Annotated in this window: 14 protein-coding genes and 8 pseudogenes; 10 read left to right on the top strand and 12 right to left on the bottom strand. The window is 60.0% G+C overall.

What is annotated here, in order from left to right; genetic code table 11:
- The 5 genes and pseudogenes from M3I56_RS37950 to M3I56_RS37970 all read left to right on the top strand — a co-directional run.
- Positions 1–201: transposase domain-containing protein (locus M3I56_RS37950; RefSeq protein ID WP_254352637.1), on the top strand; the 201-nt coding region annotated here is incomplete at its 5' end.
- Positions 202–471: 270 nt separating this feature from the next.
- A complete protein-coding gene (locus M3I56_RS37955) occupies positions 472–969 on the top strand; it encodes a hypothetical protein (protein WP_309249218.1) in 498 nt (165 codons plus the stop codon).
- Positions 966–2,951, top strand: a pseudogene (locus M3I56_RS37960) (integrase). The gene M3I56_RS37955 and the pseudogene M3I56_RS37960 overlap by 4 nt, the downstream one beginning before the upstream one ends.
- 25 nt (positions 2,952–2,976) lie before the next feature.
- On the top strand, positions 2,977–3,954 hold the full coding sequence (locus M3I56_RS37965) for an ATP-binding protein (protein ID WP_254358330.1): 978 nt from the start codon (positions 2,977–2,979) through the stop codon (positions 3,952–3,954).
- Positions 3,955–3,961: 7 nt separating this feature from the next.
- Positions 3,962–4,624: a hypothetical protein gene (locus M3I56_RS37970; RefSeq protein ID WP_254358331.1), complete on the top strand. Its 663-nt coding sequence runs from the start codon at positions 3,962–3,964 to the stop codon at positions 4,622–4,624.
- Between the two features lie 95 nt (positions 4,625–4,719).
- Here the strand turns inward: M3I56_RS37970 and ltrA are convergent, their stop codons facing one another.
- Both ltrA and M3I56_RS37980 read right to left on the bottom strand, forming a co-directional pair.
- Positions 4,720–6,195: a group II intron reverse transcriptase/maturase gene (gene ltrA, locus M3I56_RS37975; RefSeq protein WP_375541868.1), complete on the bottom strand. Its 1,476-nt coding sequence runs from the start codon at positions 6,193–6,195 to the stop codon at positions 4,720–4,722.
- A gap of 427 nt (positions 6,196–6,622) precedes the next feature.
- Positions 6,623–7,636: pseudogene (locus M3I56_RS37980) on the bottom strand (IS110 family transposase).
- A gap of 214 nt (positions 7,637–7,850) precedes the next feature.
- Here M3I56_RS37980 and M3I56_RS37985 point away from each other — a divergent pair.
- Positions 7,851–8,012, top strand: a pseudogene (locus M3I56_RS37985) (IS6 family transposase); the annotation flags it as partial.
- Between the two features lie 536 nt (positions 8,013–8,548).
- Here M3I56_RS37985 and M3I56_RS37990 read toward each other — a convergent pair.
- Positions 8,549–8,974 carry a hypothetical protein gene (locus M3I56_RS37990; RefSeq protein WP_254344570.1) on the bottom strand — a complete coding sequence of 142 codons (426 nt, stop codon included), beginning with the start codon at positions 8,972–8,974 and terminating at the stop codon, positions 8,549–8,551.
- A gap of 37 nt (positions 8,975–9,011) precedes the next feature.
- On the opposite strand from M3I56_RS37990, the gene M3I56_RS37995 reads away from it, so the two are divergent.
- Positions 9,012–9,233 (top strand): hypothetical protein, encoded by a 222-nt coding sequence (locus tag M3I56_RS37995; protein WP_254344572.1) that lies wholly within the window; start codon positions 9,012–9,014, stop codon positions 9,231–9,233.
- A 56-nt stretch (positions 9,234–9,289) separates the two neighbouring features.
- Here M3I56_RS37995 and M3I56_RS38000 read toward each other — a convergent pair whose 3' ends face one another.
- The 6 genes and pseudogenes from M3I56_RS38000 to M3I56_RS38025 form a co-directional block, all read right to left on the bottom strand.
- Positions 9,290–10,453: a S8 family serine peptidase gene (locus tag M3I56_RS38000; RefSeq protein WP_254344575.1), complete on the bottom strand. Its 1,164-nt coding sequence runs from the start codon at positions 10,451–10,453 to the stop codon at positions 9,290–9,292.
- 591 nt (positions 10,454–11,044) lie between these two features.
- Entirely contained in the window at positions 11,045–11,698 is a 654-nt protein-coding gene (locus M3I56_RS38005) for a hypothetical protein (RefSeq protein ID WP_133190997.1), read from the bottom strand.
- A 211-nt stretch (positions 11,699–11,909) separates the two neighbouring features.
- Positions 11,910–12,545, bottom strand: coding sequence for a response regulator transcription factor (locus M3I56_RS38010; protein ID WP_133191001.1), 636 nt, complete (start codon positions 12,543–12,545; stop codon positions 11,910–11,912).
- Positions 12,546–12,731: 186 nt separating this feature from the next.
- Positions 12,732–12,866: pseudogene (locus M3I56_RS38015) on the bottom strand (LuxR C-terminal-related transcriptional regulator); the annotation flags it as partial.
- A gap of 43 nt (positions 12,867–12,909) precedes the next feature.
- Positions 12,910–13,194, bottom strand: coding sequence for a LuxR C-terminal-related transcriptional regulator (locus M3I56_RS38020; RefSeq protein ID WP_309249219.1), 285 nt, complete (start codon positions 13,192–13,194; stop codon positions 12,910–12,912).
- Between the two features lie 362 nt (positions 13,195–13,556).
- Positions 13,557–14,212 (bottom strand): annotated as a pseudogene (locus M3I56_RS38025) (IS6 family transposase); the annotation flags it as partial.
- A gap of 1,565 nt (positions 14,213–15,777) precedes the next feature.
- Between M3I56_RS38025 and M3I56_RS41255 the strand changes: the two are divergent.
- Positions 15,778–15,903, top strand: coding sequence for a hypothetical protein (locus tag M3I56_RS41255; RefSeq protein WP_302057177.1), 126 nt, complete (start codon positions 15,778–15,780; stop codon positions 15,901–15,903).
- Positions 15,904–16,215: 312 nt separating this feature from the next.
- Here the strand turns inward: M3I56_RS41255 and M3I56_RS38030 are convergent, their stop codons facing one another.
- The 3 genes and pseudogenes from M3I56_RS38030 to M3I56_RS38040 form a co-directional block, all read right to left on the bottom strand.
- Positions 16,216–16,782 (bottom strand): hypothetical protein, encoded by a 567-nt coding sequence (locus tag M3I56_RS38030; RefSeq protein WP_254344577.1) that lies wholly within the window; start codon positions 16,780–16,782, stop codon positions 16,216–16,218.
- 396 nt (positions 16,783–17,178) lie between these two features.
- Positions 17,179–17,817 (bottom strand): annotated as a pseudogene (locus tag M3I56_RS38035) (IS6 family transposase); the annotation flags it as partial.
- Positions 17,804–19,255, bottom strand: coding sequence for a RelA/SpoT domain-containing protein (locus M3I56_RS38040; RefSeq protein ID WP_254358333.1), 1,452 nt, complete (start codon positions 19,253–19,255; stop codon positions 17,804–17,806). The pseudogene M3I56_RS38035 and the gene M3I56_RS38040, both read right to left, overlap by 14 nt.
- A gap of 138 nt (positions 19,256–19,393) precedes the next feature.
- Between M3I56_RS38040 and M3I56_RS38045 the strand changes: the two are divergent.
- Positions 19,394–20,481: pseudogene (locus M3I56_RS38045) on the top strand (IS3 family transposase); the annotation flags it as partial.
- Between the two features lie 54 nt (positions 20,482–20,535).
- Positions 20,536–20,730 (top strand): annotated as a pseudogene (locus tag M3I56_RS38050) (IS256 family transposase); the annotation flags it as partial.

Consider the following 20,730-nt stretch of genomic DNA (forward strand, 5'->3'; position numbering starts at 1 on the left):
GGGAGGTCGAACTGGTTGTTCGCAGGATCTCTGCGTGCCGGAAAACGAGCGGCCGCGATCATGACTTTAATCCGCTCTGCACAACTGAACGGACACGATCCGTTGGCTTACCTGAAGGACGTGTTGACGCGATTGCCGACACACCGTGCCGCCGACATAGCGCAACTGCTTCCTCATCGCTGGACGCCGGCCGCTGCTTGAGCGCTTGAGCGATTGCCTCCGTCAAGATGACTTCCCCGGGTGCTTACAAATAAAGTCGTCAATTCGCATAAGTCCGCATTAAATTCGTCAATTCGCGTTCTAGACTTCGAATCCCGCTCCTAAGGTCTTGATCCTATGGACGTTCCTGCACACCTGACGCAGCCGGTCGCGTTCGCGCGAGCGCGCGGCGCACACCGCTTCGAAGTCTTCAGCCCGAAACTCAAACGCCGGCTGACGCTCGACCGACGCTGCGCGGTCGATCAATGGTTCGTGCTCGAATCCGATCCGACCGTGCGCGTCTTTTGCGAGCGTCCAGGCTTTGCCCAGTTCGATGGCCGGCGATATCTCATCGATTTCCACGTCCGCTACGCTGACCGTCAAGAACTGCTGCTCCTACCCGATCCGGTCATCGTGGAAGACGGCAATCCTCGTTCGGTCGTTGATGCCACCGCGATGACTGTGCGCCACGTCGAGCACGCAGAGCTGGGGGCCTCGCGTATCTGGATCGACAACTGGCAGCGCATGCTGCCGTGTCTGATCGCCACACGCGGTCTCGTGCCGGCTTCGCTATTCAACTCGATCGAGCGCTTCGTCGCAACGTCTCAGTCATTGCTCGACATCGAGCGAGAATTCTCAACGGGTGACCCCATCGTCGTGCGCGCGGCCTTGTTCGGCCTGTTGCATACAGGCCGCGTGACAGCACCCGAGTTGCGCACCGAGCCACTTTCGTGGTCCACGCGCTTTGCTGCTGCCGAGGTCCGCTCATGAGTCGCCGCAAACCCGAATTGCAGGCACTTGACCTGACGACCTGGCCGACCGTGGCGTGGACCGAGTTCGATGCGCCTACGCGCAAGCGCATCCGGCTTCGGATGCAGGCAATCGAGCGTTACGCGCGCGGCGAGCCTGTCAAGGACATCGAACATGCGACCGGTGTGAATCGCCGGCAGCTCTATCGCTTGCTCGAGCGGGCGCTCGAACTGCATCACGACGGGCGCATCTATGGGTTTCGCGCGCTGATTGCGCATGTCCGCGTAGCGGAGTACGTCCGTGTGCGCCCCGTCACCGTACAAGGCGAGCGGGGCAGCCGTGGCGCCGTAGGCGCCCTCTCACAACTGTTTGAGCGTTACCCTGCCCTCACCGGCTGGCTCCGGCTGCAGCTCAAGCAGCGCCGCGTCAAGCTCGATCAGCGCCATACAGACGGCGCTCTGCATACGCGCCTGCGCGGCCTGCAAGCATTGCACACTGAATTCCTGCAGCAATGCCGTCAAGTGGGCGCAACTGCCGCGGACTATCCGTTCAATACGGCAGGCCAGACGATTCGCTCCCTCTCGGCGTGCGTAAAGGCGGAGCTGCTACGCAGCTTCGGTACTGCTGCGCGCGCGGCCGGTGCCTCGCACCTCAAAGAGGCCTGCATCGCCCTGATGATGAGGCAGGCGCGCCAGCGGCAAGCCGCCCCTATCAGGTTGTCGAATTCGATGGTCACAAGCTCGACATCCGGCTCAAGGTAGTCGTGTCCGATCCGCTGGGCTTGAAGCACGAGTTCGAAATCGAGCGGGTTTGGCTGCTTGTCATCATCGACGTCTGCACGCGCGCGGTGCTCGGCTACCACCTTGTGCTCGCTCGCGAGTACAGCCGCTACGACGTCATCAAGACCATCGAGAAAGCGCTTGAACCCCACCCCGCGCGCATCTTCAGCATTCCCGGTCTCGCATACGGAACACATGACGGGTATCCCTCCCAGCGTCTGCCCGAGCTGGCCTACGTGGCGTGGGAGTGGATGAAGCTCGATAACGCGAAGGCGAATCTCGCGAGCGACACGCTGGCCGCGCTGTGCGAATTCGTCGGCTGCAGCGTTGACGCCGGTCCCCACTATAGCCCGGACGAGCGACCTTATATCGAGCGCTTCTTTGGCACGGTCGCGTCCCGCCTGTCTTCGCGATTGCCCGGCTACACCGGTTCGCATCCGCGCGATCTGCGCCGGGCGCTGGCCGATCCCAAGGGCAATCTGCGACTCTACGTGTCGCTCGACGAGCTGGAGGAACTGATCGAATATGCGATCGCCAGCTATCACGGCACTCCGCATGCAGGCCTGAATAGCGTCACGCCGCTCGAAGCGATGACGTATTTCGTGCGCGGCAAACAGCAGCTGCTCACCTGGCTTCCTGAGCGGCACCGCCGAACGCTGTGCCTGATGCAAACGGCCAGGCGCTGCCGCGTGCGGGCTTATCTCGAGCAGGGGGGTGCGCCCGCACATCAACCTGTATCGGGTTCGCTACACCAACCCCGTGCTCGCCTGCAGCACGCATCTGATCGGGCAGCAGCTGCTTGTCTACATGAATGCGGACGATCTGCGCTGTGTGCGCGCCTTTCTCGCCGACGGCACGGAGCTCGGCGTACTCGAGGCGCAAGGGGCGTGGCGCGTCGTGCCGCATAATCTCAAGCTGCGTCAGGAAATTCTGAAGCTACATGGCGACAAGCGCGCCCGTCCGCTCGACTCCAATCCCATCGAAGCATACATACAAGCCAAGCTTGCCGAGGCCAGAAAGACGCGCAAGGCCGCCTCCGACCTCGCTCAGGCGATGCGCATGCTCACTGCGGCACCCATGGTACGCGTGCCGCCAGGTCCCGTCACATCGACCGGGATCGCCGCGCCGGTGGCGTCGCTGGCCGCCGCGCCGAACGCCGAAGCGACTCCGCCAGCGAGCGTGCGCCCGCGCAAGCTCACCATCGGCACCGGACAGGTTTTCTAACGCTGTCGTTTGCAACGGAGGCCCCATGTCACTGCAAATCCCACGTCCGATCGACCCGTCGCTGCACCCGCTCGTCACCGGCAATTACCGCATCGCCACACCCGCGATCGAGGCGTTCCACGAGCTCGTCACGCGCTGCCTGCGCTACCGGATCATGGGTGCGCTCATTTACGGCCCCTCGCGCATTGGTAAAACCCGCGCAATCGAGTACATCCGGCTCCTGCTCGCGCGTCATCACCCGAAGATGACGACCTTCCACGCGCAGTGCGAGCACAAGCCGCGGCACGCCGAAGGTCCATTCTTCGTGAACTTGCTGGAGGCCGTTGGCGATCACACGCCGAACGCCGGCACCAATCCGGCCAAACGCATGCGCCTGACGCTGCGCATTCGCGAGGCGGCCGCCCGCGCCGGCAGCAGCACGGTGCTGCTCTTTTGTGACGAGGCGCAACGCTACAACGAGAACGAATACGAATGGCTGCGTGATGTGCACGACGCCCTTGATCGTCAGCATATCAAACTATTTACCTTTCTCGTCGGCCAGGAGGATCTGCTTGCTCAGAAGACGGCGCTGCAGGTCGCCGGCAAGACACAGATTGTCGCGCGTCTCATGGTCGAGGAATTCGCCTTCTGCGGCATACGCAACGCCGAAGATATCGCCACGTGCCTGGACGGCTACGATCAAACAGCCTACCCAGAGGGCAGCCAGTGGAGCTTTACCCGCTTTTACGTGCCGCAGGCGTTTGACGCCGGCTACCGCCTGATCGACGACGCCGGTGTGCTGTGGCAGGCGTTCGAGGCAGCACACCACAAGGCGAGCTTGCCGGGACGGCTCGAAATCCCGATGGAATCGTTCGCACGCGCCGTCGAAATCGTGCTCAAGGACAGCGAACTCAAAGATGCACCCGGTTACTGTCCCACGGCAGCGTTGTGGGCTTACGCCGTGCAGCATTGCGGCTACGTCCAATCCCGCCATGCCACCGGACGCGTGCTTGTCACGGCGTGATGCCGCAGTGCTCAAGCCGCCACACTTTCCGATTCTGACCTTTGACGAGCGGCAACTCTCGCTCGCGTTCGGCAGCGTGATTAACCTCAAGTGGCTGATGCCCGGGGAATCCCTCCTCTCGATCCTGTGGAAATTCGCATGTGCCAATTCGCTGCCCAGCCACGTGCTCGTTCAGTTGTTGAGCCCCGAGGTTGACGCGTCTGAAGGCGTGGCGCCGGTGCGCGACGACATCGACCTCATGCGCCTGCGCTGCATCCTCCGCCTGCCCGAGCACATCTTGCGCGTCTCGTTGCTCGAAGCGGCACGCTCAGGTCGGTATCACGCGACGTTCCGGTATTGCCGACAGTGCGTAGCGCACGGTTACCACAGTGTGCTGCATCAGCTCGAGGATGAAGATCGCTGCCCGGCGCATCATCAATTGCTCGAAACGCGCTGTCCGCACTGCCGAGGCGAGACGCCTTACCTCGTCAACACCAGCGTGATCGAGGCACCGTTTCGATGCGTCTGGTGCCGTTCACACTTCAGTTATGGGCGTCTTTCGCTCCTCTCGACCACGCCTGCGATGCGCAGGCAAGACCGCATCGCCCTGACTCGCCGATTGCGTCTGCGCTTGGGCAACGGCATCGACGCAGCGGTCGCTCAAGGGCCGATCGCTGCCCCCCTTTGTTGACACCTGTACGACGCCAAGCCGGATTGCGGTAGGAATGCTCATTACTGAGCACCCCCCGCGCAGATCCGTACGTGCCCAATTCGGGCATACGGCTCCTACCTTGGGTGTTTGACGGCGAACCGCGCGCTTGGCCACGGATGAAGAATGCGAGGTCGCGGGAGCCAGGCATTGGCGATCCGCGCCATTCGCGCCCACGTCAGAGCGTCTTTCTGACTGCGTCGCCGCAGCGTGCGCCGCCAGAGATTGGTGACGTGGTGACGAAAGGCGCAGATGGCCCGCGCGTTGGTAGGCACCGCGTGGTACGCGAAGTACCCGCGAACCACCTGCCGGAGCCATTGCCCCTGCACTGGAATCGGTTCATGCATGCGCCTTCGGAGTTCCTCCTTGATCTGCCTGAGCTTCGCCCGCATGCGATCTCCTCGTGTCTTCCGTTGTAGCTGGAAGGCACCACGACGTGACCGCCCGCAGATAAAGATGAACCCCAGGAAGGTGAAGGTCTCTGGCCGGCCAAGGCCGTAGCGCTTTCGTCTGCCCGCTGCACTGCGGCCAAACTCGAGCAGCCTCGTCTTGTCCGGGTGTAGCGTAAGCGAGAACTCTTCCAACCTCGCTCGCATCGCGTCCCAGAAATGCCTCGCGTCAGCTTCGTGCTCGAAGCCGACCACGATATCATCCGCGTACCGCGTGATGATTACGTTGCCTTTGGCTTCCCGCCGTCGCCACCGGTTGGCCCAGAGATCAAAAGCGTAGTGCAGGTACACATTCGCGAACAGCGGTGATGCCACTGCCCCCTGAGGAGTACCCGTTTCACTGACGCCCAGCTCCCCGTCCTCCAGAACGCCCGCCTTGAGCCACTTACGCACGAGACGGATGATGCGCTGATCACCGATTCGGTGCTCCAGAAATCGGACCAGCCATTCCTGGCTTAATCCGTCAAAGAAGTTCCGAATATCTGCGTCCAGTATCCAGTTCACTCGGGTGCTGGTAATGGCCGTCGATAACGCATCCATCGCATCATGTTGACTGCGCCCGGGCCGAAACCCGTACGAAAAGCCGAGAAAATCTGCCTCGTAGATCGCATTTAGCACTTCGACCACCGCGCGCTGGACGACCTTGTCTTCCAACGCAGCAATTCCCAACGGGCGCTGTTTCCCATCCGGCTTGGGTATGTACTGCCGCCTGACGGGCAGTGCCCGGTACGCTCCACTTTGTACTTGCGCGTGCAGACGCTGAAGGTTGCCCTCCAGATTTGCTTCGAAGTACCGCCATGTCATACCGTCCACTCCTGGAGCCGCATTGCGCTTGAGCGCATGGAACGACTCTCGAAGCCGGTCGATGGTGACGTGGTGCAGCAGAGCAGTGAACCGCTCCTTCTTCCGCTGTCTTGCAGCCTGCCGTACACGTTCCAGCCCCTGTGGCACGCTTACCCGGTTCTGCGCCCGGCACGTGTTGGACTGACCCGTGTTCCCCTTGGTCCCCGCCCTTCGCTCCACCCACTCCGCGGCCGGATTCCCGGCGTTGTTCGCAGGCTTCATCGCTAATATGGCGGAGTCTGACTTCTCCCGTCTGTTCATCATCGGCTACGGCTCCTCGCCTTCCCGATGCGGACCTGCCCACGCTGCGACAGGCCAGACCGGAGATCTCCCGGTTCCCGAACAAGGAGCGTGCGTGCGTGCCAGGGTCTTCGACCACGCCGAGCCGACGGAGTGCTCGCAATTATCGCGCTCCGTCGTGTTGCCTTCCGCAATGTCAACGGCGTCGGCGCTCGGGACAATTAAACTATCGCGGCTCAATGGCTGGCCCGCACGTACCCCTGTCAACGCTTCGCCGCATGTCTCGCAACATACTGCGCATGACTCGGGGACAACGTGGTTTGCTAGACCTTCGTTGTAAGAGACTTGCACTCTTTACTCCTTGCCGGTCTCCCGGCGCACTGACATCTTTAATTTGGTCTACGGCAATTGCGAAAGAAATAAAGCAATACTCAATATGTGTTGCCTGTTACGCAACTCGGAAGCAGCCGTTACCTGTCAATATTGCCCATGCAATGCGCGCCGTCTTGTTCGCCAGGGCGATCGCAGCAATGCTCACGTGGCGGCGTTGCATCACAGCCTTGATCCAGCGACTGTGCCGATCGTCGCGACGGTTCACGAAGTGCATGACCGCGCGGGCGCCCTGTACAAGCAGGGTTCAGAGATAAGTGTCGCCGCGCTTGGTAATACCGCCTAACCTGGTTTTGCCTCCGCTGGATTTTTGCCTCGGCGTCAGCACCAGCCAGGCCGCAAACTGCCGGCCGTTCCTGAACTGAGACGGATCACCGACACTGCTGACGAGCGCGGTCGCGATCACGGGCCCGATTCCTGGAACGGTAGCGAGCCGCTGGCAAGCTTCATTGCTCTTGAAGATCTCCGCTATCTCGGCAGCAAGTTCGTCGAGCCATTGCTGCAGTGCCTGCAGTTGCTCAAGGTACATCGAGCCAAGCCGTCTGAGCAAAACGGTAATGGGGGAATCGGGATTGTTGACGAGCGCAACCACTCCCTTTCTCAATTGCGGAAGCCCGACCGGGAAGATCACACCCTCTTCAGCAAACATGCTCCGGATCTGATTCGATTTCGCTGTCCGCTCCTGGATGAGCCGTTGGCGCATGCGATGAACCGACTGCAGCGACTGCTGTTCAGCGCTCTTGATCGCAACGAAGTGAATGCCTGAGCGCGTCACTGCCGCGCAAATCGCCGCCGCGTCATTCGCGTCGTTCTTGCCACCGACCAGAAACGGCTTCACATATTGTGTCGGCAGCAGACGGACCGTGTGTCCCAACGCCGTTAGCTCACGGGCCCAGAAATGGGAGCCGTGACAGGCCTCGATACCAACCAGACTCGAGTCCAGTTTTGCGAAGAACTTCAACACCTCAGCTCGGCGAAGTTTCCGTTGTACTACCGTTTTTCCATGGCGATCGACGCCATGAATCTGAAACACGTTTTTCGCGATATCCAGTCCAATGGTAAGTGCAGGCATTGACGTTCTCCCGGGAATTGGTGAGGTAAGTGTCGCCCCGAAGGGGGCGGAGTCCATGCCATCAGCCTTGTCGCAGCTGATACTGCCGCTGCGGGCCCCGATGAAATCCGCTGACTCACACCTCATTGCGGGTACGAGCTCGAAGCGGCTCTGGTGCAAATAGGGCCGGCGAATGGGTTAGAGTTGTCGGAACAAAACGAACCGACGAGCCGCGATGAGCAAGCTGAAGAGTCCGGAGAAGTTGTTCGACGGACGCCATTTTGATCGGGAGATCATCATTCTGTGCGTTCGCTGGTACCTGCGCTACAAGCTCAGCTTTCGCGATCTGGTCGAGATGATGGCCGAACGGGGATTGTCGCTGGCTCACACGATTCTGCGGCTCAACCCCTATCCACCCCATTACCTGGTGGCATTCGCTTTTTCGACCATCCTCTACCCGCATCCCCGTCAGCGTTCCTTGCGGTTCGCCTGCCACGGGGGCGAAGATTCGGGCTTACCGTGTTCCACGCCAGTTACACGAACAGCTTAGGTCCCGCCTTTCTTCCGGTGACTGTCTGTCCCTGTTGCTCGCAGCGCGTATCGAGCAACCCGTCACATACCTTTTGGTCCAAGCCTGCCAGCATCTTGGGCTTGTCAAATTTAACGAAAGTTACGGCGGTTCACTTACGTTGACCATCCTGTCCAGCCTAGCGTCCCTGCCGCCTGATGCTGGCAGCAGTTGAGCTTGCCTCGCGGCCCGCTCTTCTCTTGCGAAGGACTTCATTGTCCCGAGGGCTTCGAACCCAGCCGTTACCAGCCACGCTCGCCCCGGTAGGCTATTGCTGAGGGAACAACAAGTCTCACTGTCCCTTACGGGCCGAGACCATAACTGGCGCGACCTCACGTCGCACACGTGCTTTATTTTCCGTTTTCTCAAGCGACCCCAGGAAGACCCAGCCGTCGAGCGCCGCGCCCGAAACCTATTCGCTCGCGAACGCGGCTTACGCATTCGGTGATGACGCGGCGATTCCATTTGGCAACGCATGGCGAATTTCGGACGATGTAGGCCGCCAGCAGCCGTTTTTCCAGCGGCAGTACTGGAGCGGCGGCGACTGGCGCAGGATCGACTCCGACTATCTCGGCGCCGCGACCGCGCTCGCCATCGCCCTCGACAACATGACGAACAACACGAGCCTCGTGCTCGCAATTGAGCTCGACGGCGGCGACGTGCTGCTGTTTGCCGCCGATGCGCAGGTCGGCAACTGGCTGACATGGTCCGGGTGCAACTGGAACGTCGGCGCAGGCACGGTTTCGGGAACCGATCTGCTGCGCCGGTCCATTTTCTACAAGGTCGGGCATCACGGCAGTCCCAATGCGACGCTCAAGGAGCAAAGGCGTGCAGCTGATGTCCAATCTGCGCTACGCCATGATTCCGGTCGATCACGACATGGCGGTCAAGAAAGGCTGGGGCAAGCTCCCGCTTCCGTCGCTGGTCGAGGCACTCGAAGCCGCGATTCAGGGACGCGGCAGCGTGTTGAGAACCGACCAGGACCCGGCTCCGGCGGCGGCGACCGACAACGTGAAGACGACACTGTTGTATTTCGAGGTTTCGCTTTGAGCGATGAGCGGGCGTTCGATTCGGGCCTGTGTCGCTGGCGGGTCGCCGCGTGAAACTTACTGAGGCGCCGTCGCGAGACCTGCGCCGGTATCGGTCGGGTCGAAGCCGGGGGCGAAGCCGTTCGACGTACCCGATGACAGCACTCTTGCATTGAAGATCTGCCAACCCAGCGGCGAGGACTGGATCAGCTTCTGCGCCCAGAGCGCGGCGACGCCCGCGACGTGCGGCGTGGCCATGCTGGTTCCGCTCATCGTGCGCAAGCCGCCGCCCACGGCCGCCGAGATGACGCTTACGCCCGGTCCTGATATGAGTGCACCGGTGTTCGAGAACTCCGCGACTGACAATCCAGCCGCGTCCTGGCCCAGTGCTGCAACGGAGACAATCCCTTCCGACACGGCAGGTGGCGACACCGCGATCTCGAATCGGGGATCGACCTTGCGCCGACTCTCATTGCCCGCCGCGGCGACGATCAAGGTTGCCTGAGCGCGAGCGCGCAGCGCCGAGGCGAGCCGCTCGAACAGCAACACGTTCATCCGATATCCAACCAGCGCGCGCGAGATCGCGAGTTCGGGCGGAAATCCCCGCTCCTGCAGTCCCGCCGAGTATCCGGGAAAGTCAATGCCGAGCGACATCGAAATGACATGAGCGCCGTTGTTGACCGCCCACTGCATCGCGTCGGCGATGCGCTCGCTCGAGCCGCCCTTGTCGCTCAGCACCTTGCCGATCAGCGCCTTCGCGACGCCCCGCGCGACGCCGATGCGGAACCCGTCCACATCGCGCCCAAAGATCGTACCGGCGCAATGTGTTCCGTGACCGACCGTGTCTCCGCCATTCGGGTCGTCCGTGAAGTTCTCCTGTACGAACGTCACGCCGCTGAAGGCGGGATGAGTCGCATCGATGCCGGTATCGAGCATCGCAACGACGATGCCCTCGCCGTCAAAGGGAGAGGTGTCGGCCTTGACCGCATGAACGCCCCATGCGGTGCCCGGCCCTTGCGCGGGCGCCGCGACCGGCAGCATTTCGACGGGCTGGGTCAGTCGCATCGGCATGGCGGGCGCGACCATCTGGATGTCTGCTCGTGCGCTCAACTGCGCTGCCTTGCGATAGTCGAGCTCATCGACCTCGAAAGCAGGCGCCGGCTCGGCAGCAACTTCGAACGGCGTGGCCCCGAGCCCTGCGGCGAACCCGCGGCCGCGGAGAATGATGTACTTTTCCTTCACGAGAAGCTCCTGTAAAGTTCAATTGGCCGCGGCTGATCGCCGTGACCGCGTCACAAACTCCCCGGAATCCATAACGGGGTTCTACGCCGGAATCCCAGAAAATTCCGTCATCACGACATTGAGAGCGTCAATCGGCTTGTTTGCTTGGGGCGTGACGCGCGACAAAAGCCTGCCGCATCTGTCTGGCGCTGGATTTCATCGCCGTGCAGGTACATCGGACGGGCTTTGTCCGGATGGGTACGAGTTCCCGTGCTATGGACGCGACTATGCATTTTTGACGCAAACCGGTTTGCCGAAGGCGTTCCACCGGTTCAGCAGGTTGGCGATGATTACGCCTTCGCCTTCCTGCGACGCAAGCCTTTGCCCATTCGCGACCAAACACGCTATACGAGTTTTCGCTCTTGAAGTTGAGGGAAAAATTCCCTTGATGCTCGTTGCTTCCAGGCATAGTAGCACTCCTTACCAATTGTGGACGTATTCGAATAACTGTGCGAACGTCGTCCAGACGCGATACGTCGAGCGGTCGCCGCGTCGACGGCGACCGCCTGACAAGAAGACGCATCGGTTCGACGTTAGATTTTGTCAGCCAGCTTATACCGGAGTAAAGGAAAACTTAAATTGCGAATTACTGTAGTCGAGCGTAACGTTCACAGCGGGCGTTGCGGCGGGCAGCACATATTTCGTCTGCGGCGTGACCTGGTTGTATGTGTAATTGGGCCCGGTGACTGTGTTGCCGACGGCCCAATACAGCGTGGTATTCAATTCGAATGCCGACAATACATTGCCGGCACTGACCGGAGCAATCGATTGGCATGTCAAATTTCCGTTGATATACCAGAGCGCATTCATCTCGACGGCCGGCTGGTCCGTTGCATTCTGCACGCCCGATTGCTGGGCAGTGACGTGAGGTAGCCGTGCGCTCGATCCCAAAATGGGCGTGCTCAACGTCGGTTGCAGCTGAGACCCATTGACCAGTTCGGAGACATATCCGGGCGGGATTGCAACCACATTGGTCGAATAGGTTCCGTCAGTGGCCTCCATTTGGCCGCTGACTTCCTCGCACAGGACAAATTTGCTCGTACCCCCCTTTCCCGGATGCAGCTGCTGCCATGCAGCGTAGAGCCACTGATGAGCATCGTTCGCCGGTGTGAGAAAGACCAGGATAGATCGATTTCCGAGCTTGTCGGTATTGTTCGTAACACGGAATTCAGTCGAATTCACGTTGGAAGCGAATGCATTTGCCATGGTGATTCCTTCGATAGGTTTCTGATTAATCAGGGTAGACGAAGCGGAATCAAAATTCTGTCGAAACCATATTCGTCTGGTGAATATATTCGTCCGTTCGTACGGCTGCTGCCTATCGACCAAAAGGCGGAAAATGGATTGAGAAAAGATTGAGAACCGCTCGATCGGCTTGCGGCGTTGGATTCGCCGGTGGTTATTTGACAATCGTGTCTTACGTGAATAGCCAGCGAGATGTCGACGCCCAAAAGGCCAATTGCGCACGGCGTTGAAGTTTCAGCTTCACGAGGACGTTGTGCACGTGCGTCTTGACGGTCGCAACACTGACGCCGAGTGTCCGAGCAATTTCCTTGTTGCTCAAGCCTGAGGCCACCAGCCGTACAACGTTGCACTCGCGCGCGGTTAAGGGCACCGGGGCGGCACCTTCGGTAGCGACGCGGTTCGGCACGACAAGTTCCGCTGCTGCTGGAGTGGGTGACGCGCGGACCGCATCGATTTCCTGCAATGCATAGATCAACTGCGTCAGCGACAGGATGGCTTCGACGCTGGCGGCCCCGACGCTCGCCGTATAGTCCACTTCATGCGGAGGTTTTTCCGCCCGTTTGAAAACGAGGACACGTGCGGTCGTCCCCGCGCTCAGTGTCGGCACGCGGTCCTCGTATTCGGCTAACGCAGCGTCAACAAGCACGAGATGCGGCTGCAGGTTCGTCGTGGCCGCCGCGCCTTGAGCAGTGCTGGTACTCCATCCCGCCAGCTGGATCTGCGGCACCGTGGCAAGGACTGCCGCCAGCATCTGGTTCGGCCAGCATGGGGGAGCGATCAAGAGTACCCGCGTCGTCGATGGAGGCATGTTCACTGGGCGTTCCTATTGGGTAGCGGCTACGCAAATTGGTTCGGTATCCATTGGTTGTCCCCCCATCCTGTTCCCCGCGTTATGCCGGTAAGCTCAATGCGTCCGGTTTGTTCTGGCTATCGTGCTTATATTGGCCGAGGTCTTCAATACTCCCGATGTCGTATCGGGTAAGACGCACGCTGTTCAGACATCGCCAAAACCCGGGTTGGATAGCCGTGAGACGAGTTCGGCCGTGCTGCGCAAGTCCAGCTTCCGCAGAACATTCTCGCGGTGCTTGCGCACAGTGAGGTCAGTGATGCCGAGCAGGCGTCCAATCTCTTTACTGGTTCGCCCTTCAACGACGAGCGCTGTTACTTCATGTTCACGTGCCGATAGGGAGCAGTCTTTTTTCGAGTAAGGTGGGTGGCATTAACCATCCCTGTCGCCGTGCATGAGTGACGAGTTCGGCAACATTGCGTAAGCAGAGCCTAGTGAGCATGTTGCTTCGGTGCTTGCGTACGGTGAACTCGCTGATCGACAGTTCCCGAGCAATGCTCCGGCATGAGAGACCGCGGCCGAGGGCGCCGAGAATCTGGTTTTGTCGAGCAGTGAACGGCGGCAATCCGCAGGTCACCCCGTTGTGTGCCCGCACGACGAGGTCGGTCACAGCAGGATAGGCGCGAAGCTGGGCCCACGAGTTCGGGCGAGCATGGCGACGTAACCGACAGGTGCGATAGGCTCTGGCTTCAACGCGTAGCGCGCAAGCTGCCGATTAGGGTTGCAGTCCTGCCGGGTGAGCCAATAGTCAGCACCGCGTCGCGTGCCACATCGAATGACCACGTGACCGCCGGCGTCTGGCCGGGCCGCGCGGAGTGTTGGTACCAATGGGTGCCGATGTCGTTCAGTTGTGCGGGCTCGTCGGTAATATGTCCATCGTTGGCAATTTCCGCGTCGGCTGGCGGGGTGGCGTTGGCCGGGCATTGTCAACTCAGCGAAATGAGACGAGTTGATGGCCTGCAGGCCGGGTAATCAGAAAGCGAAGGACGGATTTTGGGTGGCATCGGTGAATTCGCGCCAAGCCACAAATCGTGCGGCAAGCTGTTTGCGATAAAGCGAAGCACGCACCAGATGTCGCTTGAGCGGGAAATGTTGGCGGATTGGCCCGAAGCAAGAAAGGAATTTCTGCGTTTCGGCTCACGAAAGCCGCGCATGCGCCGCTCGCGTTCACGCGTGGGTTGATGGCTATTCTCGGCGCGGTTGTTCACCCGGGCCGCCGCTTTAACGAACACATGCTTCACGCTCGCCAGCTCCGGGATTTCGGCTTTGGCCGCCGGGTAGCTGCGCAACTGGTCGGTAACGATCTTGCGGGGTACCGGGTTTGAGCGCAGCACCCGCTTGAAAAAGCGCTTGGCCGCGGCCGTGTCGCGCCGCTTCTGCACCAGGATGTCGAGTTCGGCGCCATGCTCGTGCACCGCTCGCCATAGCAGATACGGTTCACCGCGCAGCGTGACGTACATCTCGTCAAGGTGCCAGGTTGAACCGGGCTTGCGCCGCGCGGCTTTCACCCGGTGCGCCACGCTCTTGCCGAATTTGTCGCATCAGCATCGGATCGTCTCGTAGCTCACGATCACCCCGCGCTCAAAGAGCAACTCCTCGATATCGCGCAAGCTCAACTGAAAGCGGAAATTATCGATGACGTCATCACGAATGGGCACGTAGAGGGAGTCGATGAGCTTTGGCCATTTCCAATGTTGCCCGCACCGGGCCGAAATCCTCGGAACTGGGGTGTGATTATGAATGCATCGACATGACTCCCTCCGCAGTGTGATCAAGAGCAGTCGCCTTTGGCCGGCAGAATTGAACCATACTTGTCTCGGCGGTCCAAGTGCAATTGGCGGCCGAGCGCCATCCACCATTTCCTCCTCGCGAAGTCTCGACATCTGCCAACGCATTCAGGTTTGCGATGTCAAGTGCGTTATTGAAGACTCCTGCGTGGCACGATGCCGTACGCGGATAGTCGCCGCTTGCGCGTACTGCCTCAGCGGCGCTTTCGCTTCGTGCATCGCGCCTTCGACAGCCGCAATCTTGTCTCGCAGGCGAGGGGGTAGTGAAACGGGCGGACGCGAGGAAGTTCCAACAATCGACGACATTTCCAGTCCCCGGTGCCCAAGCACTGGACCGAGCGTCGCCAGCGCTTTTGTGTGACTCATGCCCAATTGTCGCGTCAACGCCGGCACCGCAGTTCGCGCCTCGGCTGCTTCCAATGACGCGGCAACCAAGTTGCGTCCGTGTGACGCAGCGCCTGTCGTTCTCCAGCTTGGCCGGCCACACACCAACCGCGCTAGTGGGAGAAGTATGGTGCTGCACGATGGTTGCGGTGGGTCGGAGGCAACGGGAGCGCTAAGGACATCGCCAGCGGGCGCAGAACTGATGCTACATCTAGCGCCTCCGTACGGGATCCTGCATCGATTTTCGGCATGGCTACATATTCCTCACGGAATGCCCTATTGCTGCACGATACAGGGTGCGTGTGTCAAGGAGGACGAAATGAAGACGCTCCTTGCTGAAGATCAAGGGCTGCGGTGCCAATAGCGCGTGGGCAAATCGGTTAAGGTGTTGGGCTGAACGAATTGAGAACCGATGATGAGCAGGCTGAAGAGCCTGGACGAACTGACTCGCTTCAGGTTTTCTGAGGACTGTCCAAACCTTTTGAGGCGGCTTCGGGTCATTTCGACGAGCATCTTGTCGCCCCTTTCTTCAGACCGCCCCAAGTACAACCACCTCGCCGCGAACATGGTGATCCTGTACAAAGTGCGCATGGACGAACTGCCGGAGGACGTGTGCCGGCTAGCTGGGTGGGGACTGTTAAAAGGCGTGGGGTTCCGCTTCTCTTCCGCCTGCAGTATGAACTCGAGGACGCGGGTTTTGGCTGCCCACGGGGATCGGGAATCACTTTCGTTCTCAGTTATTGCGGGGCACAGGGTTAGCCGGCGTCGCGTCCAAAGAGACGTTAAACTGCGAACGCCTGCCGATCCAACATTGAGGCCATTGAGGCCGCATCATGCGAATTTTATTTCACGACATCGTCCGGGCAGGCGAGAGCCCGGAGGAAAGCGCGCTGCGCAAGACTGCGTTCAGCGTCGACAGAACGCCCGGTGCAGATGACCTCAGGCCCGATCGCGATCAGGTCTGAATGTACCGCGGAAGTCGCATTGGAAGACCCAGCCGCGCTTAGCTGAAGACCCACCCTATGAAGGTGTTCTTCCTTCATGGCCCGAAGGACATCCGGGGTGTCCGTCACCTCATCCCGATCAATGAGGATGCTGTGATTGCTGCACAGCCAGATACCATTGCTAATATGCCGCCGCTCATCTGAGGTCATCTCTTTCAGGTATCGCCGGCTCCCTGGCCCCTCGGCGGCGCCATGAATATGTGCGGCCACGCCTATGCTTGCGACCCCCATGTCCGATTCATCGCTAGTGGCCCGATGTTGGACAATCGCATCCTCGAAACGAGCACCGATAGTTCGCCCGAGCAGCGAGTGCGTTCCTTGTCTTTGAATCGAAGTCGTCGCGCATCTTATAGGCCGTAGGGTCAGGTTTCCAGTCAGGCTATTTCCGGAGTTGTGGCGGTCATTCGCCCTTTCGCTTCTTCAAGCTGCATCATCTGTGTTGCTGAATTTTACCGGTCATTTCGAAGGCTCGTCGAACGCCCGAGCCAAGATGTCAAACTTCGCAGCAAGCCCATCTTCACTGTGCGCAGTACTCGGTGAATTGCCTCTCCCGTACGCCTTCGCGAAGGTGCGGTATCCCACCACCGGAGCCACCGCTTGATGGAGCCGTACAGCCAACGGCTCAACTATCGACCACAGCGGAAATCGCTTCATTCCAGTTCGAATATAGCGAAGGCCGTGCAGCTCATTCAATCTGACGAGCATCTGCATTGCGTTCAAATCGTCTGATGTCTCTTTAAAGATCTGGAGCAGGCCCAGTTCCTTCGCCTTGCGATAGCATGCATGCACATCATGACCGTACTTCTTAGATCCCAGTTCGCGTACAGTCACACCAGAATGGCGGAGATAGGCCTTGAGCGTGAGTTCGACGCCGTGATGCACGAGAAAGTAGGCGGGTATCGGCGAAATTTGACTACCAGGATGCTTCTCCGCATGGGCTTGGTCGACAACCGAAGCCGCCTCAATGTACTCATAGGCATATCGAGCCAGGCCAATCGAAGTTGTGCGATCGTCGTCGTCCATGTCGGTGTTTTCCAGCGCCGGCCGGGCCAGCGAACTTTCCGTTGTCTAGTCTTGTAGGGTCGAGAACTGGCGCGCGCACGTTAGACTCCGGTGGCAGTTCCACTGCTTTCGCAGTGGGCCTCAGTCCGGCTGCCGTGGCCGCGTTTCCAGCTCCCGCCTCATCGAACGCAGCGGGCCGCTCGGTGAGATAGATATTGCTGAGTAGCGGCGAAATCCCCCCGCCTTGCGGAACGCCTTGTTTGCCCGATGCCGTCAGCATCAGTTTCAGCAGATGCATGACATCCCGATCATTGATCCGCCGCGCCACCTTGTCGAGCAGCAGATGATGCCGCACTGTGTCAGGATCTGGTGCAAATAGATGGCGTGTGCGCGATATCGCTAATAGATATGGATACCTTATCGGTTGAAAAGGACAGCATCCCAGACAGAGAAAGCAGTGATGTCTTCAAGCGCGAGAGCGGATAGGTCGAACTGTCCCTTGCGAATGCGATGCATCAACTCGATGCCTGAAATCGTGGTCGCGGCACTTCTGAACCGTTTGAGACCGAGCATTACGTTCGTTCTGGACTTGATGTTTCGATGGTCCTGTTCGATCAGGTTGTTGAGGTACTTCGAGGAGCGCACCTTCGTGTCCTCGGGAAGCAGGCCATCTATTTTCATCTCACGCACGGCCCGATGCGACGCGGCATACCCATCGAGTGTGACCGTCTTCGGTGGCCGGCCCTGATGCCTGGTTGCCTTGCTGAAAAAGGCCTTCGCTGCAGCCACATCGCGCTTTGCCCTGAGTACGAAGTCTACCGTCTGGCGGCTTCTATCCACCGCCCGATACAGATAAGCCCACTTTCCCCGGATCTTGAGATACGTCTCGTCAACCCGCCAGGACCGTCCCGCAGGCGCTGCGAAGTGGTTCCAGCGCTTGACGAACTCGGGGGTATAGCGCCGAACCCAACGCAGGATCGTCGTGTGAGCAAGCGACAACCCTCGCTCAGCCATCATCTCGACGAGATCGCGCAGGCTGAGTTTATAGCGCAGATATCCCTGTGAGAAACATCACCACCTCGCGCATGTCATCCATCACCATGCATTGCAGCTCATTGCCGTACATGCCGCGCCACGGTAATTGTGTGCCCGCTTGCATGGCGCGCAGAACGGCACTCCGCGCTGCATCCGTTGTCGGCAGCTCGAACTGACGCTTCAGCAGACCCAGCGCTTTAGTCCTGATCGCCCGGAGAAGTTCGGACGCGGCCACCGCGCCATGCTGCAGGGTCACGGCGGACGAACTTGCTGTCATTCCCTCGACCTGCGTGCCGAGGATTTCCTTGAGCATCGCCATCAAAAGCGGCGCCAGGGCGGTGCGCCGCTCCTCGTCCAGCATTTCCATGCGCTCGAGGAGCATGGTCTGCACAACGGGGCCGTGTTGACGCCAGATCGCGAGTTCATGCCGGGCGAGTCGCTTGCCCAGTGCGATCAACCGCCTGTCCTCGTCGCTGGATGGTGCCTGGCAGTAGAGTCGGCACAGCGCGTCGAACGTCACATCCACGCCGAGGTAACGGTAACTCGTCAGGATATCGACGACTGCCCGGACGATATCGCCCGATGTCTTGCCCTCCAGAATTCCGAAGGGCGTCTCGATCGACACGGGCCCTGTTTCGCGTGCACGGTCCACAGCCGCGAGCAGACGCTCGACGACTTCCGGGTAGAAGCTCTGCAGATCGTCATGCAGCGGTAAGACGCGCTCTGCGAAAGATGCGATCGCATCGGCGCGCGCGTTGTTGTCGGCCGCCTCGACGATTACCTCGAGTGCATTGCCGTCGAAAAGCGCCTTCCCTTCGATGAGTCGCTGGAAATCGCTCGCGATCTTCTGAAATTCATAGCCGGCCGGAACAAGATACCGTTTGGCGACTTTCCCCAAGCGTGACTTGATGTCGTTGAATGCCCTGCCACCGAAGCGGGCGAGCTCAGGCGCCTTGTAGATCGTGTCGTGCGCCATCTCTGCCCACGCGTGATGAAGAATCGTCTGGATCTGGATCTCGCAACGCATTCCTGCAAAATGTGCGTATTCCGGCAACGCGAGACGTTCGGTCTTCAGACTCACGACATAGTGATTGGACGTATATAGTTCTGCAGCGTCGTCCACTTCACGTCGCGGGTGGTGGATCCTGACCTCCAGTACCTCAAAGTTCCCGTCAACAATGCCAGACTGGATGAAGCGGTTGACGTCACTGTCCGTATAAAAGATGACGCGGCAGCCTGCAAGGTCCTTGATCTGTGCCTCGAGTGCCTCCGTCCCCTGCTTCCCCCTCTTTTCCAGCTTTACACGCAGGGAAGCCAGCTCCTTCGCGCGGGCTTTCACCTGCTGCAGTCGAAGCACGTTACGATCGGCGTTGATTGCGGCTGTCAGTATGGCGGCAACGGTTGATGCGAACGCGGCGTAGGCGCCCTGACCATGCCGTTCGTAGTCTTCGAGATTCATCTGCCTGCTCCGCGCGTGGCACTGTATCCGGCATCCCGGGTTGATCAGGGATGATACTTCGCCACCCCGCTGACCTTGCCCTCGAAAAACGTATCCCTTGCTGAGAGTGTGTAAAACTCTGTGAAGGAGGAAGAAACGATGGGTAACCCGAGGGCGCGTTACACGCTGGAATTCAAGATGGAGGCCGTGCGCATGGTGCGCAACGGCCAGAGCCAGTCGGCGACGGCGAAGATTCTGGGCATCAGTACGCAGTCGCTGAACAGCTGGATCAAGGCCGACGATGCCGGCAAGCTTAACGGAGCGGGCAAACAGGTTACGCCCGAACAGATGGAAATAGCCCGGCTGCGTGCTGAACTGGCCCGCGTGAAGATGGAGCGCGATATCCTGGGAAAAGCGACGGCGTACTTCGCGAAGGAGTCGGTGTGAAGTACGCGTGGATCGAACGACACAGCCGCCAATGGCCGGTTTCCGTAGCCTGCCAGGCGCTGGGCGTGAGCCCAAGCGGCTATCACCGTCGCAAGGCTCTCGATGTCGATCCCGAGCGGCCGCGCCGATACGTCAGCAACGACGCACTGCTGGTCCACATCCGTGCCGTGTACGCCGAAGCCAAAGGCGAATACGGCTGGCCGCGCGTCTGGAAGAAACTGCTGGCTCAAGGCATCCGTGTGAGCAAGGACCGGGTTCAACGGCTCATGAAACTGCATGGCATCAAGGCGCGCACCAAGCGCCGGTTCAAGGCCACGACCGACAGCAGGCACAACCTGCCGGTCGCACCGAACCTGCTGCAGCGTGAGTTCTCGCCGGACAGGCCCGATCGGGTCTGGACGACAGACATCACGTACCTCTGGACCGACGAAGGCTGGCTGTACCTGACCGTCATCCTGGACCTGTTTAGCCGTCAGGTCGTGGGCTGGTCGCTCAAGCCGCACATGCGCACGGAGCTGGTTTCTGATGCGTTGCGTATGGCGTGGTTCCGCCGTCGCCCCGAGGCCGGCCTGATCCTGCACAGCGATCGTGGGAGTCAATATTGCAGCGCCGAGTTCCAGGCACTGCTCAAGAGTTACGGCATGCAAAGCTCGATGAGCCGCAAGGGAAATTGTTGGGACAATGCGCCGACCGAGAGCCTGTGGGGCTCGCTCAAGCGAGCCCGCATCCTTGGTCAACGCTTTGCGACGCGCCGCGAAGCGATGGACGAGGTAATTGATTGGTTGAGCTTCTACAATCATGGGTCTGCCATAGATTTTGTGTTCAAGGCATAACATGTAGCTCAAGGAGCATGTATGCCACGCAAACCCAAGACAACTACCGAAGCGCAGACAGCGTTACCGTCCATTCCGAAGGAGCTGATCGACCAGTTCGTGAAGGGACCCATGACCGCCGAAGCGGTGCACGCCGCTTCAGCCGCGTTCAAGAAGGCGCTGATCGAGCGGGCGCTGGGTGCCGAACTTGGACACCATCTGGGTTATCCGGCGGGT

The organism is Paraburkholderia sp. CNPSo 3281 (genome assembly GCF_024206515.1).
Classification (GTDB): domain Bacteria; phylum Pseudomonadota; class Gammaproteobacteria; order Burkholderiales; family Burkholderiaceae; genus Paraburkholderia; species Paraburkholderia nodosa.

Bases quoted from the DNA above. Each gene is read 5' to 3' on its own strand.
- M3I56_RS37965 (WP_254358330.1), top strand. From the start codon at position 2,977: ATGTCACTGCAAATCCCACGTCCGATCGACCCGTCGCTGCACCCGCTC.
- ltrA (WP_375541868.1), bottom strand. From the start codon at position 6,195: ATGAACAGACGGGAGAAGTCAGACTCCGCCATATTAGCGATGAAGCCT.
- M3I56_RS37990 (WP_254344570.1), bottom strand. From the start codon at position 8,974: ATGCCCGACCTTGTAGAAAATGGACCGGCGCAGCAGATCGGTTCCCGA.
- M3I56_RS38005 (WP_133190997.1), bottom strand. From the start codon at position 11,698: ATGGCAAATGCATTCGCTTCCAACGTGAATTCGACTGAATTCCGTGTT.
- M3I56_RS38010 (WP_133191001.1), bottom strand. From the start codon at position 12,545: ATGCCTCCATCGACGACGCGGGTACTCTTGATCGCTCCCCCATGCTGG.
- M3I56_RS41255 (WP_302057177.1), top strand. From the start codon at position 15,778: ATGAAGGTGTTCTTCCTTCATGGCCCGAAGGACATCCGGGGTGTCCGT.
- M3I56_RS38030 (WP_254344577.1), bottom strand. From the start codon at position 16,782: ATGGACGACGACGATCGCACAACTTCGATTGGCCTGGCTCGATATGCC.
- M3I56_RS38040 (WP_254358333.1), bottom strand. From the start codon at position 19,255: ATGAATCTCGAAGACTACGAACGGCATGGTCAGGGCGCCTACGCCGCG.